General features: G+C 64.2%; 16 protein-coding genes and 1 pseudogene. 4 read left to right on the forward strand and 13 right to left on the reverse strand.

All coding sequences use genetic code 11. The features are described from left to right. Window positions 1-254: 254 nt before the first annotated feature. From WA983_RS08485 to WA983_RS08500, 4 genes are read left to right on the forward strand one after another with little or no spacing between them, the layout of a single operon-like run. A complete protein-coding gene (locus WA983_RS08485; RefSeq protein ID WP_424311908.1) occupies window positions 255-1,613 on the forward strand; it encodes an OmpP1/FadL family transporter in 1,359 nt (452 codons plus the stop codon). A 22-nt stretch (window positions 1,614-1,635) separates the two neighbouring features. Then, the gene (locus tag WA983_RS08490) at window positions 1,636-2,163 is read left to right on the forward strand and encodes a DUF4442 domain-containing protein (protein WP_424248546.1); all 528 of its coding nucleotides are present in this window, start codon (window positions 1,636-1,638) and stop codon (window positions 2,161-2,163) included. Beyond that, a complete protein-coding gene (locus tag WA983_RS08495; RefSeq protein WP_424248544.1) occupies window positions 2,160-2,804 on the forward strand; it encodes a chalcone isomerase family protein in 645 nt (214 codons plus the stop codon). The genes WA983_RS08490 and WA983_RS08495 overlap by 4 nt, the downstream gene beginning before the upstream one ends. A 30-nt stretch (window positions 2,805-2,834) precedes the next feature. Continuing rightward, window positions 2,835-4,514 carry an AMP-binding protein gene (locus WA983_RS08500; RefSeq protein ID WP_424311909.1) on the forward strand — a complete coding sequence of 560 codons (1,680 nt, stop codon included), beginning with the start codon at window positions 2,835-2,837 and terminating at the stop codon, window positions 4,512-4,514. Between the two features lies 1 nt (window position 4,515). On the opposite strand, the gene ggt is transcribed toward WA983_RS08500, so the two are convergent. The 13 genes and pseudogenes from ggt to WA983_RS08565 all read right to left on the reverse strand — a co-directional run. After that, window positions 4,516-6,315: a gamma-glutamyltransferase gene (ggt, locus tag WA983_RS08505; protein ID WP_424248541.1), complete on the reverse strand. Its 1,800-nt coding sequence runs from the start codon at window positions 6,313-6,315 to the stop codon at window positions 4,516-4,518. 163 nt (window positions 6,316-6,478) lie between these two features. Next, complete coding sequence (gene rpsQ, locus WA983_RS08510) at window positions 6,479-6,760, reverse strand: 30S ribosomal protein S17 (protein WP_424248539.1); 282 nt, start codon at window positions 6,758-6,760, stop codon at window positions 6,479-6,481. 1 nt (window position 6,761) lies between these two features. Further along, complete coding sequence (gene rpmC / locus WA983_RS08515) at window positions 6,762-6,953, reverse strand: 50S ribosomal protein L29 (RefSeq protein ID WP_043678987.1); 192 nt, start codon at window positions 6,951-6,953, stop codon at window positions 6,762-6,764. A 13-nt stretch (window positions 6,954-6,966) separates the two neighbouring features. After that, window positions 6,967-7,383, reverse strand: coding sequence for a 50S ribosomal protein L16 (rplP, locus tag WA983_RS08520; RefSeq protein ID WP_269356089.1), 417 nt, complete (start codon window positions 7,381-7,383; stop codon window positions 6,967-6,969). Between the two features lie 3 nt (window positions 7,384-7,386). Beyond that, entirely contained in the window at window positions 7,387-8,172 is a 786-nt protein-coding gene (gene rpsC / locus WA983_RS08525; RefSeq protein ID WP_424248537.1) for a 30S ribosomal protein S3, read from the reverse strand. A 9-nt stretch (window positions 8,173-8,181) separates the two neighbouring features. After that, entirely contained in the window at window positions 8,182-8,511 is a 330-nt protein-coding gene (gene rplV / locus WA983_RS08530) for a 50S ribosomal protein L22 (protein ID WP_424248535.1), read from the reverse strand. A gap of 3 nt (window positions 8,512-8,514) precedes the next feature. Further along, window positions 8,515-8,790: a 30S ribosomal protein S19 gene (gene rpsS, locus WA983_RS08535; RefSeq protein ID WP_066454635.1), complete on the reverse strand. Its 276-nt coding sequence runs from the start codon at window positions 8,788-8,790 to the stop codon at window positions 8,515-8,517. A 12-nt stretch (window positions 8,791-8,802) separates the two neighbouring features. After that, the gene (gene rplB, locus WA983_RS08540) at window positions 8,803-9,630 is read right to left on the reverse strand and encodes a 50S ribosomal protein L2 (RefSeq protein ID WP_424248533.1); all 828 of its coding nucleotides are present in this window, start codon (window positions 9,628-9,630) and stop codon (window positions 8,803-8,805) included. Window position 9,631: 1 nt separating this feature from the next. Further along, complete coding sequence (rplW, locus tag WA983_RS08545) at window positions 9,632-9,928, reverse strand: 50S ribosomal protein L23 (protein ID WP_043679002.1); 297 nt, start codon at window positions 9,926-9,928, stop codon at window positions 9,632-9,634. Beyond that, a complete protein-coding gene (gene rplD, locus WA983_RS08550) occupies window positions 9,925-10,548 on the reverse strand; it encodes a 50S ribosomal protein L4 (RefSeq protein ID WP_424248531.1) in 624 nt (207 codons plus the stop codon). Before rplD ends, rplW begins: the two co-directional genes overlap by 4 nt. A gap of 2 nt (window positions 10,549-10,550) precedes the next feature. Beyond that, complete coding sequence (gene rplC, locus WA983_RS08555) at window positions 10,551-11,240, reverse strand: 50S ribosomal protein L3 (protein ID WP_424248529.1); 690 nt, start codon at window positions 11,238-11,240, stop codon at window positions 10,551-10,553. A 201-nt stretch (window positions 11,241-11,441) separates the two neighbouring features. Beyond that, entirely contained in the window at window positions 11,442-11,753 is a 312-nt protein-coding gene (gene rpsJ / locus WA983_RS08560; RefSeq protein WP_291771496.1) for a 30S ribosomal protein S10, read from the reverse strand. Window positions 11,754-11,808: 55 nt separating this feature from the next. Next, window positions 11,809-11,975: pseudogene (locus tag WA983_RS08565) on the reverse strand (elongation factor Tu); the annotation flags it as partial.

The raw sequence follows: 11,975 nt of genomic DNA on the forward strand, positions 1-11,975 counted from the left end.
TCGTTGCGTCATTACGCAGCGAGGGGTTCTTTCGTCGTCAATTTATGGGCGGCAAAGGGCGTGCGCAGACGATCTCTACACGCGGCAGGGAGCTTTTTTTGAATTTTTTGATCCGTGTGACCGCATGGTATCCACCTGCGGCCCGGGGATACGTGTGTCCAAATTTTACTCTTTATTCCGACGTGGTTAATCGGGAATAACCCAAATGCAGGCATACCTGCACCACGTCTTTTCATCAACAATCCGGAGGTGACATGATGAAAACGCAATACACGCTCAAGACCCTGTCGGCCTTGGTCCTGGGCCTGGGTGCCGCAAGCATCGCCCACGGCGCGGGCTTCTCGCTGCTGGAACAGAACGCCAGCGGCCTGGGCAACGCCTATGCCGGCTCGGCCGCCATCGGCGAGGACGCCAGCGCCAACTATTTCAACCCCGCCAGCATTACCCTGCTGCCGGGCATGAACGTCAGCGCCGGCGTGGTCGGGATCAAGCCGAATTTCGAGTTTTCGGATGGCGGCAGCACGGGCCCGACCACCTTCGGCGGACGACCGCTGGGTCCGCTCGGTGGCCGGCCGACCGGTAACGGCGGCGACGGCGGCAATGCCGGCGCCTGGGGCGTGGTCCCCAACGCCCACTTCACCTGGGAAATGAACCCGCGCGTCTGGCTGGGCCTGAGCGTGGGCGCGCCCTTCGGCCTGATGACCGACTACGAGAAGGGCTGGGCCGGCCGCTACCACTCGGAAAAATTCTCCATCGAGAGCATCAACGTCAATCCGTCCATCGCCTTCAAGGCCACCGACACGCTGTCGATCGGCGTGGGCCTGAATTGGATGCAACTGGATGCGGACTACCGCAAGGCGCAGTATGCCGTCGTCACGCACCCCCTGGCCGGCCTGATAGGAACCGGTGACATGGAAGCCCGCGTCAAGGCCAAGGGCGACGGCTGGGGCTGGAACGCCGGCCTGCTGTGGCAAGCCACGCCGGACACGCGCTTCGGCCTGTCCTATCGCTCCAAGGTCAGGATCGACGCGGATGGCACGACCAAGGTCAGCAACCGGTCCCTCAATGCCGCAGCGGCGGGAGGGCTCACGGCCATGGGCGTCATCGGCACCCACAACGCCGAAGCCTCCATCGAGCTGCCTGACTCCGCGATCTTCAGCGTGGTCCACCAGTTGAACGAACGCTGGACGCTGCTGGGCGACGTGGCCTGGACAGGCTGGAGCAGCATCCCGGAACTGAAAATCAAGAACACCGGCATCCCGGACGCCGAACTGGATCTGCGCTTCAAGGACGCCTGGCGCGTGTCTCTGGGGGCAAACTACCGCTACAGCGATAGCTGGACCTTCAAGGGCGGCGTGGCCTGGGACCAGTCGCCGGTGCAGAGCGACGCCTATCGTCCGTCCGCCCTGCCCGACAACGACCGCTACTGGGTGTCGCTGGGCGCGCAATATCGCTTCAACAAGAACACCAAGGTCGACGTCGGCTACGCCCACCTGTTCGTGAAGAACACTTCAGTGAACAATCACTCGGCAGAAGCAACAGCCGGCGTGCTGAAGGGCGATTACAAGAGCAGCGCGGACATCATCGGCGTGCAGTTCTCGCACCAGTTCTGAGCATGGCGACCGTGAGCCTGGCATGAAGTTGTCGCAGTTGAAACGCCTGCCGCCCCGGTGGCGGGCGCGTGCCATGCGCACGGGCTTCAACCTGCATCCGGCCTTCCGCGCAACGGGAGGCCGGGTGGACTATGTATCCCATGACCTGTTGCACGTGCGCGTGCGTCTGGCACTGACGCGGCGTACGCGCAATATCGTGGGTTCGATCTTTGGCGGCTCGCTATTCGCCGTCACCGACGGTGTGCACGTGGGCATGCTGATGGCCCGCCTGGATCGGGACGCCATCATCTGGGACAAGGCCGCCGAGATCCGCTACCGCAAACCGGCGTTCCGCACGCTGTACGCCGATTTCGCCCTGACGGAAACCGAGCTGCAGGGCATCCGCGAGGACCTGGACCGCGATCACGAGACCGAGCGGGTCTACCAGGTGGACCTGAAGGACGCCGACGGCACGGTGTACACGGAGGTCCGGCGCACCATCTACCTGGCCGACAAGGCCTACTACAAACAACGCAAGCCGCGCCCCGGCGCGGCGGGAGACGCATCATGAGCCATCCGGACACACCGCTCGAAACCGCACGACAGATCCGCACGCACATGCGGCTCGCACGCTCATTCGCCGCTCTGGCTCTGGCCGCCGCCGCCCTGTGCGCGGCGCCGCCCGCCCTGGCCCTGACCGTGGCCAATGTGGACGTGCCCGAACAGCAGTCGGTCGCCGGACAGAGCCTGACCCTGAACGGCGCCGGACTGCGCCAGCGCTTCGTCTTCCACGTCTACGTCGCCGCCCTGTACCGGACCCGACCGTCCAGGGATGCGGCCACGATCCTGAGCAGCCCCGAGCCGCAACTGTTGCGCCTGACCCTGCTGCGCGACATCAACAGCAAGGCGCTGACCGACGCGCTGAACGACGGCCTGAAGGCCAACTGCACCGAAGCCGAGCTGAAGGAAATGGCCGACTCCATCGCCCATTTCGAAGCGTTCATGCAGACCGGCGGCGAAGGCGTGTCGGGCGATCAGGTGGACGTGATTTTCAATCAGGGAACCGTCTCGGTATCATTCAAGGGCAAGGCGCTGGGTGAAGTGAAAGACCCCCGGTTCGCCACCGCGCTCCTGAAGGTCTGGCTGGGTACCCACCCGGCCCAGGAATCCCTGAAATCGGCCCTGCTGGGCCAGGAATCCAAAAGCAATTGATCTGACGATCTGACGACAAGGAATCGCATCATGGAACGCATCTGGCTGGAACACTACCCCGAAGGAGTGCCGGCTGACATCACCGATCAGGCCGCCGCCTACGAATCGCTGGCCGACCTGTTCGAGCAAAGCTGCAGGCAGTATGCCGGCAACACGGCCTACGTCAGCATGGGTGCGTCCATGACCTACGCGCAGACGCTGGCGAAGGCCCGGGCCTTCGCGGCCTGGCTGCAGGCCCAGGGGGTGGGAAAAGGCGACCGCGTCGCGCTGATGATGCCCAATCTGCTGCAGTACCCGATCTGCCTGTTCGGCACGCTGATGGCCGGCGCGGTGGTGGTCAACACCAACCCTCTCTATACGGCGCACGAACTGCACCACCAACTGAGCGACTCCGGTACGACCACGGTGGTGGTGGCGGAAAACTTCGCCCACACCCTGCAGCAGGCGATGCTCGGCACCCAGGTGAAACGCGTGGTGATGACCTCGCTGGGCGAGATGCTGGGCTTTCCCAAGGGCCTGATCACCGACCTGGTGGTCCGTCATGTGAAGAAACTGGTGCCGGCCTGGAATATCCCCGGCGCCCTGCGCCTGCGCGATGTGCTGGTCGAAGGCGCCCGCGCGCCCTATCACCGTCCCGCACTGACGCATGCCGACCTGGCGGCGCTGCAGTACACGGGCGGCACCACGGGCGTGGCCAAAGGCGCCATGCTGAGCCACGGCAATCTGGTGTCCAACGTCTGCCAGGCCTATGCCTGGGTGCGGCCCTACTGCACGGGCGACCGTGAATGCATCGTGACGGCGCTCCCGCTCTATCACATCTTCGCCCTGACGGCGAACTGCCTGACCTTCATGCGGCTGGGCGCAAGCAACCTGCTGATCGTCAATCCACGCGACATCCCCGGCTTCATCAAGGAACTCGGCAAAGTCAGGTTCACGGCCCTGACCGGTGTCAACACCCTGTTCAATGCGCTGCTGAACAACCCCGATTTCAGCAAGCTGGACTTCAGCGGGCTGAACCTGACGCTGGGCGGCGGCATGGCCGTCCAGGAAGCCATCGCAGCACGCTGGCTGAAGACCACCGGCAAACCCATCGCCCAGGCCTACGGCCTGACGGAAACCTCGCCCGCCGTGACCATCAACCCGTTCGACAAGGTCGACTTCAACGGCTCGATCGGCCTGCCGGTCCCCTCCACGGACGTCGCCGTGCGCAACGAAAATCGCACCATGGCGATCGGCGAATCGGGCGAGATCTGCGTCAAGGGGCCCCAGGTGACGGCCGGCTACTGGAACCGCCCCGAGGAAACCGCCAAGGTCTTCGACGCCGACGGCTGGCTGCTGACCGGCGACATCGGCTACATGAACGACAAGGGCTATGTGTTCCTGCTGGACCGCAAGAAGGACATGATCCTGGTGTCGGGCTTCAACGTCTACCCGAATGAGGTCGAGGCCGCTGCCATCGAGCATCCCGGCATCCTGGAGGCGGCGGCCATCGGCGTGCCCAACGGCGCCTCCGGCGAAGTGGTCAAGCTCTACGTGATCCGCAAGGATCCGAACCTGACCGAGGCCGACGTGATCACCCACTGCCGTACGCTGCTGACCGGCTACAAGGTGCCGAAGTTCGTGGAGTTCCGCGAGGATCTGCCGCGCAGCAACGTGGGCAAGATCCTGCGCAAGGAATTGCGCAAGGAAGCGGATAAACCGTCGGCCTGACTCAGTACCCCTGTGCGGCGCCGTCCGGATTGCGAGGGTCCGAGGCGCCGTACAGCATCCCGTCACGGATCAGAATGGTCTGCGTGCGCCCCATGGCCGGTTTGACGGCGACGCGGTGCCCGTAGCCGCGCAGCAAGGCCAGCGTATCGGGGCTGAAGCCCTTTTCCACCCGCAGTTCATCGGGCTGCCACTGATGGTGAAAACGCGGCTGGGCGGCGGCCTCGGCGGGGTTCATGCCGAAGTCGATGGCATCGACCACGGTTTCCAGTACGGTGGTGATGATGCGTGCCCCGCCCGGGCTGCCGGTCACCAGCCAGGGCCGGCCGTCCCGCAACACGATGGTGGGCGTCATGGAAGACAGCGGGCGCTTGCCGGGCTGGATGGCGTTGGCCTCGCCGCCCGTCAGGCCGTAGACGTTGGCCACCCCCGGCTTGGCGGAAAAGTCATCCATCTCGTTGTTCAGCAGGATACCGGTGCCATCGGCCACGATGCCGCTGCCGAAGTTCGTGTTCAGCGTATAGGTGACGGCCACCGCGTTACCCGCCGCGTCTGCCACGGAAAAATGCGTAGTCTGGTCGCTTTCGTAAGGCTGCGGCTGGCCGGAACGGATCTCGGCCGCCGGTCGGGCACGGTCCGCTTCAATGCCTGCGGCCAGATGCCGGGCGTAGGCCTTGGACACCAGGCCGGCCACGGGCACCGTCACGAAATCCGTATCCCCCAGATACTGCGCGCGATCGGCGTAGGCCAGTTTCATGGCCTCGGCCATGTGGTGGAGGGTCCGGGCACCGCCGGCGCCCCAATCGGCAACGGGCCAGGCTTCCATCATGTTCAGGATCTGCACCAGATGGATGCCGCCGGAGCTGGGCGGCGGCATGGTCACGATCCGATAGCCCCGATAGTCGCCCAGGATGGGCGGACGTTCGACCGCGCGGTAGCCCGCCAGGTCCTGCGCTGTGATCAGGCCGCCATGACGCGCCATTTCAGCGGCGATCCTGTCCCCGATCGGCCCCCGGTAAAAAGCGTCGGCCCCGCGCTGGGCAATCAGGTGCAAGGACCGCGCCAGGTCGCGCTGGATCAGCCGTTCGCCGGCCTGCAGGGGACGGCCATCGCGCCAGAAGATCGCGCGCGTCGCCGGCCACTGGCCCATGGGTCTGGCATTGTTTGCCAGCGCGTCCGCCAGCGTCGGGCTGACCGGATAGCCCCGTTGCGCAAGGCGGATGGCGGGCGCCATGACCCGAGACAGGGGCAGCGAACCCCACCGTGCCAGCGCATGCGTCAGGCCGGCCACCGTGCCCGGCACGCCCACGGCCTGGTGCGTGTGCAGCGAGCGGCCATCCGCCACCTGGCCGTTCGCGTCCAGGTACATGTCGCGCGTCGCCCGAGCCGGTGCCTTCTCGCGGAAGTCCAGGGCATGATCCCCGCCGCCATGCGCCTCGTGCACCATCATGAAGCCGCCCCCGCCCAGATTGCCCGCGTTGGGCAGCGTCACCGCCAGGGCGAAGCCAACCGCCACCGCCGCATCGACGGCATTGCCGCCCGCTTGCAGGATCTCCAGGCCGGCGCGTGTGGCCAGCGCCTGTTCCGACACCACCATGCCGTGCCGTGCGGCAACCGGGTGGAAGATGTCCAGGCCGGTATCGTAGGCTGCGGCGGCGGCCTGGGTCACCGATGCTGCCTGGGTGTAGACGGCCGCTGATGCGGCATCCGCTGTCGGTGTCGTGGACTGTTGCGGCGCCGCGCAAGCGGCCAGCAGGCCAAGCAGGCTCAGGCCGAACCAGCGCAAGAGAGGGGATGTTTTCATGGGCGTTCTCCGGATGCCGGCATCGTCAATCGCCACCATACCATCGGCTGGTTGCGCAGCCACACAAACGAACAGACCCCGCACGAGGCGGGGTCCGGGGTGCACGGCCAGCGCCGTGCGGGGTCGATGGGCGGCGGGCGGAACCGTCGCCCCCGATGCGGCATCAGATGATGCGCACGGCCTCGAGCAGGCGCACCACCGTCCAGGACTTGGACTTGGAGATGGGGCGGCCTTCGGCGATTTCGACGGTGTCGCCTTCGTTGTACTGGTTGGTTTCGTCATGCGCCTTGTACTTCGCGGTGCGGTTGACGAACTTGCCCAGCACAGGGTGCTTGACACGGGTCTGGACGCTGACAACGACGGACTTGTCCATCTTGTTGCTGACGACCTTGCCGACCAGCGTACGCTGACGCTTGGTGGTGTCTTTCTGGGTTTCGGTAGTCATGTTACTTTCCTGCGTTCTCAGTCATGATGGTACGGATGCGCGCGATATCGCGACGCACCTTGCCCAACTGGCTGGTGTTGGAAAGCTGCTGGGTGGCACGCTGCATGCGCAGGTTGAATTGTGCCTTCAGCAGACTCTCGAGCTCGGTCTGGAGCCCGGCGGCGTCTTTAGCGCGCAGTTCACTGGCTTTCATATCCTGATCTCTCTTAGGCGCCCACGCGGCGCGACACGAAGGTCGTGCTGATGGGCAGCTTGGCGGCGGCCAGGCGGAAAGCTTCGCGTGCGAGTTCTTCGCTCACGCCTTCCATTTCGTACAGCACCTTGCCGGGTTGAATTTCCGCGACCCAGTATTCCGGGTTGCCCTTACCGTTACCCATCCGGACTTCGGCGGGTTTTTGCGAGATGGGCTTGTCCGGGAAGATCCGGATCCAGATACGGCCGCCGCGCTTGATGTGACGGTTGATGGCACGACGGGCGGCTTCGATCTGGCGAGCGGTCAGGCGGCCACGACCCGTGGCCTTCAGACCGAACTCGCCGAAGGAAACCTGAGCGCCACGCGTGGCCAGGCCGGTATTACGGCCTTTCTGTTCCTTGCGGTACTTCCTGCGAGAGGGTGACAGCATGTTTTATTCTCCTTCAGGCGCCGGAGCAGCAGCATCACGGCGCGGGCCACGGCCACGGCCACGGTTGTCACCAGGACGGCCAGGACGATCGCCACGCGGCGCACGGCGCGGACGGCGTTCTTCGTCACGCGGGGCGGCGGTTTCCGGGGGCATTTCGCCGTTGGGCAGCATGTCGCCCTTGTAGACCCAGACCTTGACCCCGATGATGCCGTAGGTCGTCTGCGCTTCCGAGAAGCCGTAGTCGATGTTCGCGCGCAGGGTGTGCAGGGGCACACGGCCTTCACGGTACCATTCGGTACGGGCAATTTCGATCCCGTTCAGACGGCCCGAAGACATGATCTTGATGCCCTGAGCACCCAGACGCATGGCGTTCTGCATGGCGCGCTTCATGGCGCGGCGGAACATGATGCGCTTTTCGAGCTGCTGGGTGATCGAGTCGGCGATCAGTTGCGCGTCGGTTTCCGGCTTGCGGATTTCCTCGATGTTGACGTGCACGGGCACGCCCATCAGGCGCTGCAGGTCGGCCTTCAGCGTTTCGATGTCCTCGCCGCGACGGCCGATCACCACGCCCGGACGGGCCGAGTACACGGTGATGCGGGCGTTCTTGGCGGGGCGCTCGATGATGACGCGGCCCACGGAAGCCGATTTCAGTTTCTTCTTCAGGTATTCACGGACGCGAATGTCTTCGGCGAGCATGCTGCCGTAGACCTTGTCGTTCGCATACCAGCGAGAAGTCCAGTTGTGATTGACCGCGAGGCGGAACCCAATCGGGTGAATTTTCTGTCCCATTGCGACTCCTTACGCCCCGACCTTGACCACGATGTGGCAGGTCTGCTTTTCGATACGGTTGCCGCGGCCCTTGGCGCGCGCGGAGAACCGCTTCATCGACTGAGCCTTGTCGACGTAGATCGTGGTGACCTTCAGTTCGTCGATGTCGGCGCCATCATTGTGTTCGGCATTGGCAATGGCCGATTCCAGCGCCTTTTTCAGGATGCCGGCGGCCTTCTTGGGGCTGAACGTCAGGATGTTGAGGGCGTGCGCCACGGATTTCCCACGGATCAGATCTGCCACCAGGCGGGTCTTCTGCGCGGAAATATGGACGCCGCGGATGATTGCGGTAGTTTCCATGGCTTACCTCTTGGCCTTCTTGTCAGCCGCGTGTCCCTTGAAGGTACGCGTCAGGGCGAATTCACCGAGCTTGTGACCGACCATGTTCTCGTTGATGTACACGGGAACGTGCTGGCGGCCGTTGTGCACGGCAATCGTCAACCCAATGAACTCGGGCAGGATGGTGGAACGGCGCGACCAGGTCTTGATCGGCTTCTTTTCTTTGCCCCCGACGGCGGCATCGACCTTCTTGATCAGATGCGCATCGACGAACGGGCCTTTCTTGATCGAACGTGACATAGTGTTCGCCCCTTATTTGCGCTTGCGACGGGAGACAATCATATTGTCCGTCCGCTTGTTACGACGGGTCCGGTAGCCCTTGGCGGGAGTACCCCACGGGCTGACGGGTTCGCGGCCTTCGCCGGTGCGGCCTTCGCCGCCGCCGTGCGGGTGATCCACCGGGTTCATGGCAACGCCACGGACCGTCGGGCGGATACCACGCCAGCGCACTGCACCGGCCTTGCCGATCTGGCGCAGGCTGTGATCGCCGTTGCCGACTTCACCGATGGTGGCGCGGCAATCGATATGAACACGGCGGACTTCGCCGGAGCGCAGGCGGACCTGAGCGTAGACACCTTCGCGGGCCATCAGCACGGCGGACGCGCCGGCCGAACGGGCCAGTTGGGCACCCTTGCCGGGCAGCATCTCGATGCAGTGGATCGTGGAACCCACCGGAATGGAGCGGATCGGCAGCGTGTTGCCGGCGCGGATGGGGGCATCCGAACCAGACACGACCGTGGCACCCACTTCCAGACCGCGCGGAGCGATGATGTAGCGGCGCTCGCCGTCGGCGTAGCACAGCAGCGCAATGTGCGCCGTGCGGTTCGGGTCATATTCCAGGCGCTCGACCTTGGCGACGATGCCGTCCTTGTTGCGACGGAAATCGACGACACGGTAGTGCTGCTTGTGACCGCCGCCACGGTGGCGCACGGTGATGTGACCGTTGTTGTTGCGACCGGAGTTCTGCGATTGCGGTTCGAGCAGGGGGCCGTAGCCCGGGCCCTTGTGCAGCTCAGGGTGCACGACCTTGATCATGCCCCGGCGGCCGGCGGACGTCGGCTTGACTTTAATCAGCGGCATTTTAGTTCACCTCCGTAAAGTCGATTTCCTGCCCGGCCTTGAGCGAGACATAGGCCTTGCGCTCGTTGCGGCGACGGCCCATGAAACGGCCGAAGCGCTTTTCCTTGCCCTTGCGATTGGCAACCTGCACGGACTCGACCTCGACCTTGAACAGCAGTTCAACGGCGGCCTTGATCTCCGGCTTGGTGGCGTCGGCGACGACGCGGAAAGCGACCTGGTTGTTCTTTTCAGCGATCATCGTGGACTTTTCAGTCACGACGGGCGCCAGAATGACTTGCATCAGACGTTCGGCATTCATCCCAGCAACTCCTCGAGTTGGGCGATCGCCGGCTTGGTGATCAGCACTTTCTTGTAGTGGACCAGGGACAGCGGATCGGCGTAGCGCGTTTCGATGACCGCCACGTTGGGCAGGTTGCGCGTCGCGAGATAGACGTTTTCGTCCAGGGCATCAGTGATGATCAGGACGGGTTCAGCGATGCCCAGATCCTTGAGCTTGGCGGCAGCCAGCTTGGTCTTCGGGGCTTCGAGGGTGAAGCTTTCGACCACGGCCAGGCGGTCTTCGCGGACCAGCTGCGAGAAGATCGCGCGCAGACCGGCGCGGTACATCTTCTTGTTGACCTTGTGGCTGAAGTTTTCGTCCGGCGAGTTCGGGAACGCACGGCCACCCCCACGCCAGATCGGCGAGGAAGTCATCCCGGAACGGGCGCGGCCGGTGCCCTTCTGGCGCCAGGGCTTCTTGGTGGAGTGCTTGACCGTCTCGCGGCTCTTTTGAGCGCGATTGCCCATGCGGGCATTGGCCTGATAGGCCACGACGATCTGGTGAACCAGGGCTTCGTTGAAATCGCGGCCGAAGATCTCGTCGGCGGCAGCTACGGTGGCCGAGGACTGACCCTGATCATTCAGGAGCTTGAGTTCCATGATTAGGCTCCTTTCTTGGGCGTCGCCTTGACGGCGGGGCGCACGACGATGTCGGCGTTCTTGTGGCCGGGGACGGCACCCTTCACCAGCAGCAGGCCACGCTCGGCGTCCACGCGCACGACGTCCAGGTTCTGGACGGTGCGGGTGACATCACCCATGTGACCGGACATTTTCTTGCCGGGGAGGACGCGGCCCGGATCCTGGGCCTGACCGATGGAGCCCGGCACGCGGTGCGAACGCGAGTTGCCGTGCGAAGCACGCTGGGAGCCGAAGTTGTGGCGCTTGATCGTGCCCGCGAAACCCTTACCGATGGTGGTGCCGGTGACGTCGACCTGCTGGCCGACTTCGAACACGGACTCCACGGTGACCACGGCGCCGGCCGTAAATTCGGCGGCGCGGGTGGGGTCCAGGCGGAATTCCTTGAGGATGGAACCGGCTTCGATGCCGGCCTTGGCGTAGTGGCCGGCCTGAGCCTTGGCCACGCGGGAGGCACGACGCTCGCCATAGGCAAGCTGAACCGCCGCATAGCCGTCGATTTCAGGCGTCTTGACCTGGGCGACGCGGTTGTTGGACACGTCCAGCACCGTGACCGGGATGGACTCGCCTTCCTCGGTAAAGATGCGGGTCATGCCAACCTTGCGCCCCACAAGCCCGAGGCGCCAGGCCGCGGGCGTAGGTGTCGAATTCGACATTGTTTTCTCCGGGGGGTGTTTCCCCACAGTTTTCGATCCCGACTGCGATTGGCCGGGGCTGTAATACAGTAAAACCCGTCATCCGATTTTTAAAAAACCAAAATGGACGACGAAGCCCTTAATCATAACATGAAAAAACCGCCCTGCCTAGAAGGCAGCGCGGTTTGGTCCGGACAAGCCGCAAGGCGGCTCGGGCGGGGATTACTGCAGAGCGATCTCGACGTCCACGCCGGCCGGCAGATCCAGACGCATCAGGGCGTCCACGGTCTTGTCGGTGGGATCAACGATGTCCATCAGACGCTGGTGCGTACGCATCTCGAACTGGTCGCGCGAGGTCTTGTTGACGTGCGGCGAACGCAGCACGTCGTAGCGACGGATGCGCGTGGGCAGCGGCACGGGACCACGAACCACGGCGCCGGTGCGCTTGGCCGTCTCGACGATCTCGGCGGCGGACTGGTCGATCAGCTTGTAGTCGAATGCCTTCAGGCGGATGCGGATTTTCTGGCTTTTCATGGGAATCCCTAAAGAACGAAAGGGGCGGGGGATGTTCCCCCCGCCGATCCATCAATTACTTGATGATTTTGGCGACGACGCCGGCGCCCACGGTACGGCCGCCTTCGCGGATGGCGAAGCGCAGACCTTCTTCCATGGCGATCGGGGCAATCAGATTGACCTCGATCGAGATGTTGTCACCGGGCAGCACCATTTCCTTGTCGGCCGGCAGCTCGATCGTCC

Origin of the sequence: Castellaniella sp., assembly GCF_049650445.1 — a bacterium.
In the GTDB taxonomy this organism is placed as follows: domain Bacteria; phylum Pseudomonadota; class Gammaproteobacteria; order Burkholderiales; family Burkholderiaceae_B; genus Castellaniella.

Coding starts and splice junctions, on each gene's coding strand:
- WA983_RS08485 (WP_424311908.1), top strand. CDS start 255: ATGATGAAAACGCAATACACGCTCAAGACCCTGTCGGCCTTGGTCCTG.
- WA983_RS08490 (WP_424248546.1), top strand. CDS start 1,636: ATGAAGTTGTCGCAGTTGAAACGCCTGCCGCCCCGGTGGCGGGCGCGT.
- WA983_RS08495 (WP_424248544.1), top strand. CDS start 2,160: ATGAGCCATCCGGACACACCGCTCGAAACCGCACGACAGATCCGCACG.
- WA983_RS08500 (WP_424311909.1), top strand. CDS start 2,835: ATGGAACGCATCTGGCTGGAACACTACCCCGAAGGAGTGCCGGCTGAC.
- ggt (WP_424248541.1), bottom strand. CDS start 6,315: ATGAAAACATCCCCTCTCTTGCGCTGGTTCGGCCTGAGCCTGCTTGGC.
- rpsQ (WP_424248539.1), bottom strand. CDS start 6,760: ATGACTACCGAAACCCAGAAAGACACCACCAAGCGTCAGCGTACGCTG.
- rpmC (WP_043678987.1), bottom strand. CDS start 6,953: ATGAAAGCCAGTGAACTGCGCGCTAAAGACGCCGCCGGGCTCCAGACC.
- rplP (WP_269356089.1), bottom strand. CDS start 7,383: ATGCTGTCACCCTCTCGCAGGAAGTACCGCAAGGAACAGAAAGGCCGT.
- rpsC (WP_424248537.1), bottom strand. CDS start 8,172: ATGGGACAGAAAATTCACCCGATTGGGTTCCGCCTCGCGGTCAATCAC.
- rplV (WP_424248535.1), bottom strand. CDS start 8,511: ATGGAAACTACCGCAATCATCCGCGGCGTCCATATTTCCGCGCAGAAG.
- rpsS (WP_066454635.1), bottom strand. CDS start 8,790: ATGTCACGTTCGATCAAGAAAGGCCCGTTCGTCGATGCGCATCTGATC.
- rplB (WP_424248533.1), bottom strand. CDS start 9,630: ATGCCGCTGATTAAAGTCAAGCCGACGTCCGCCGGCCGCCGGGGCATG.
- rplW (WP_043679002.1), bottom strand. CDS start 9,928: ATGAATGCCGAACGTCTGATGCAAGTCATTCTGGCGCCCGTCGTGACT.
- rplD (WP_424248531.1), bottom strand. CDS start 10,548: ATGGAACTCAAGCTCCTGAATGATCAGGGTCAGTCCTCGGCCACCGTA.
- rplC (WP_424248529.1), bottom strand. CDS start 11,240: ATGTCGAATTCGACACCTACGCCCGCGGCCTGGCGCCTCGGGCTTGTG.
- rpsJ (WP_291771496.1), bottom strand. CDS start 11,753: ATGAAAAGCCAGAAAATCCGCATCCGCCTGAAGGCATTCGACTACAAG.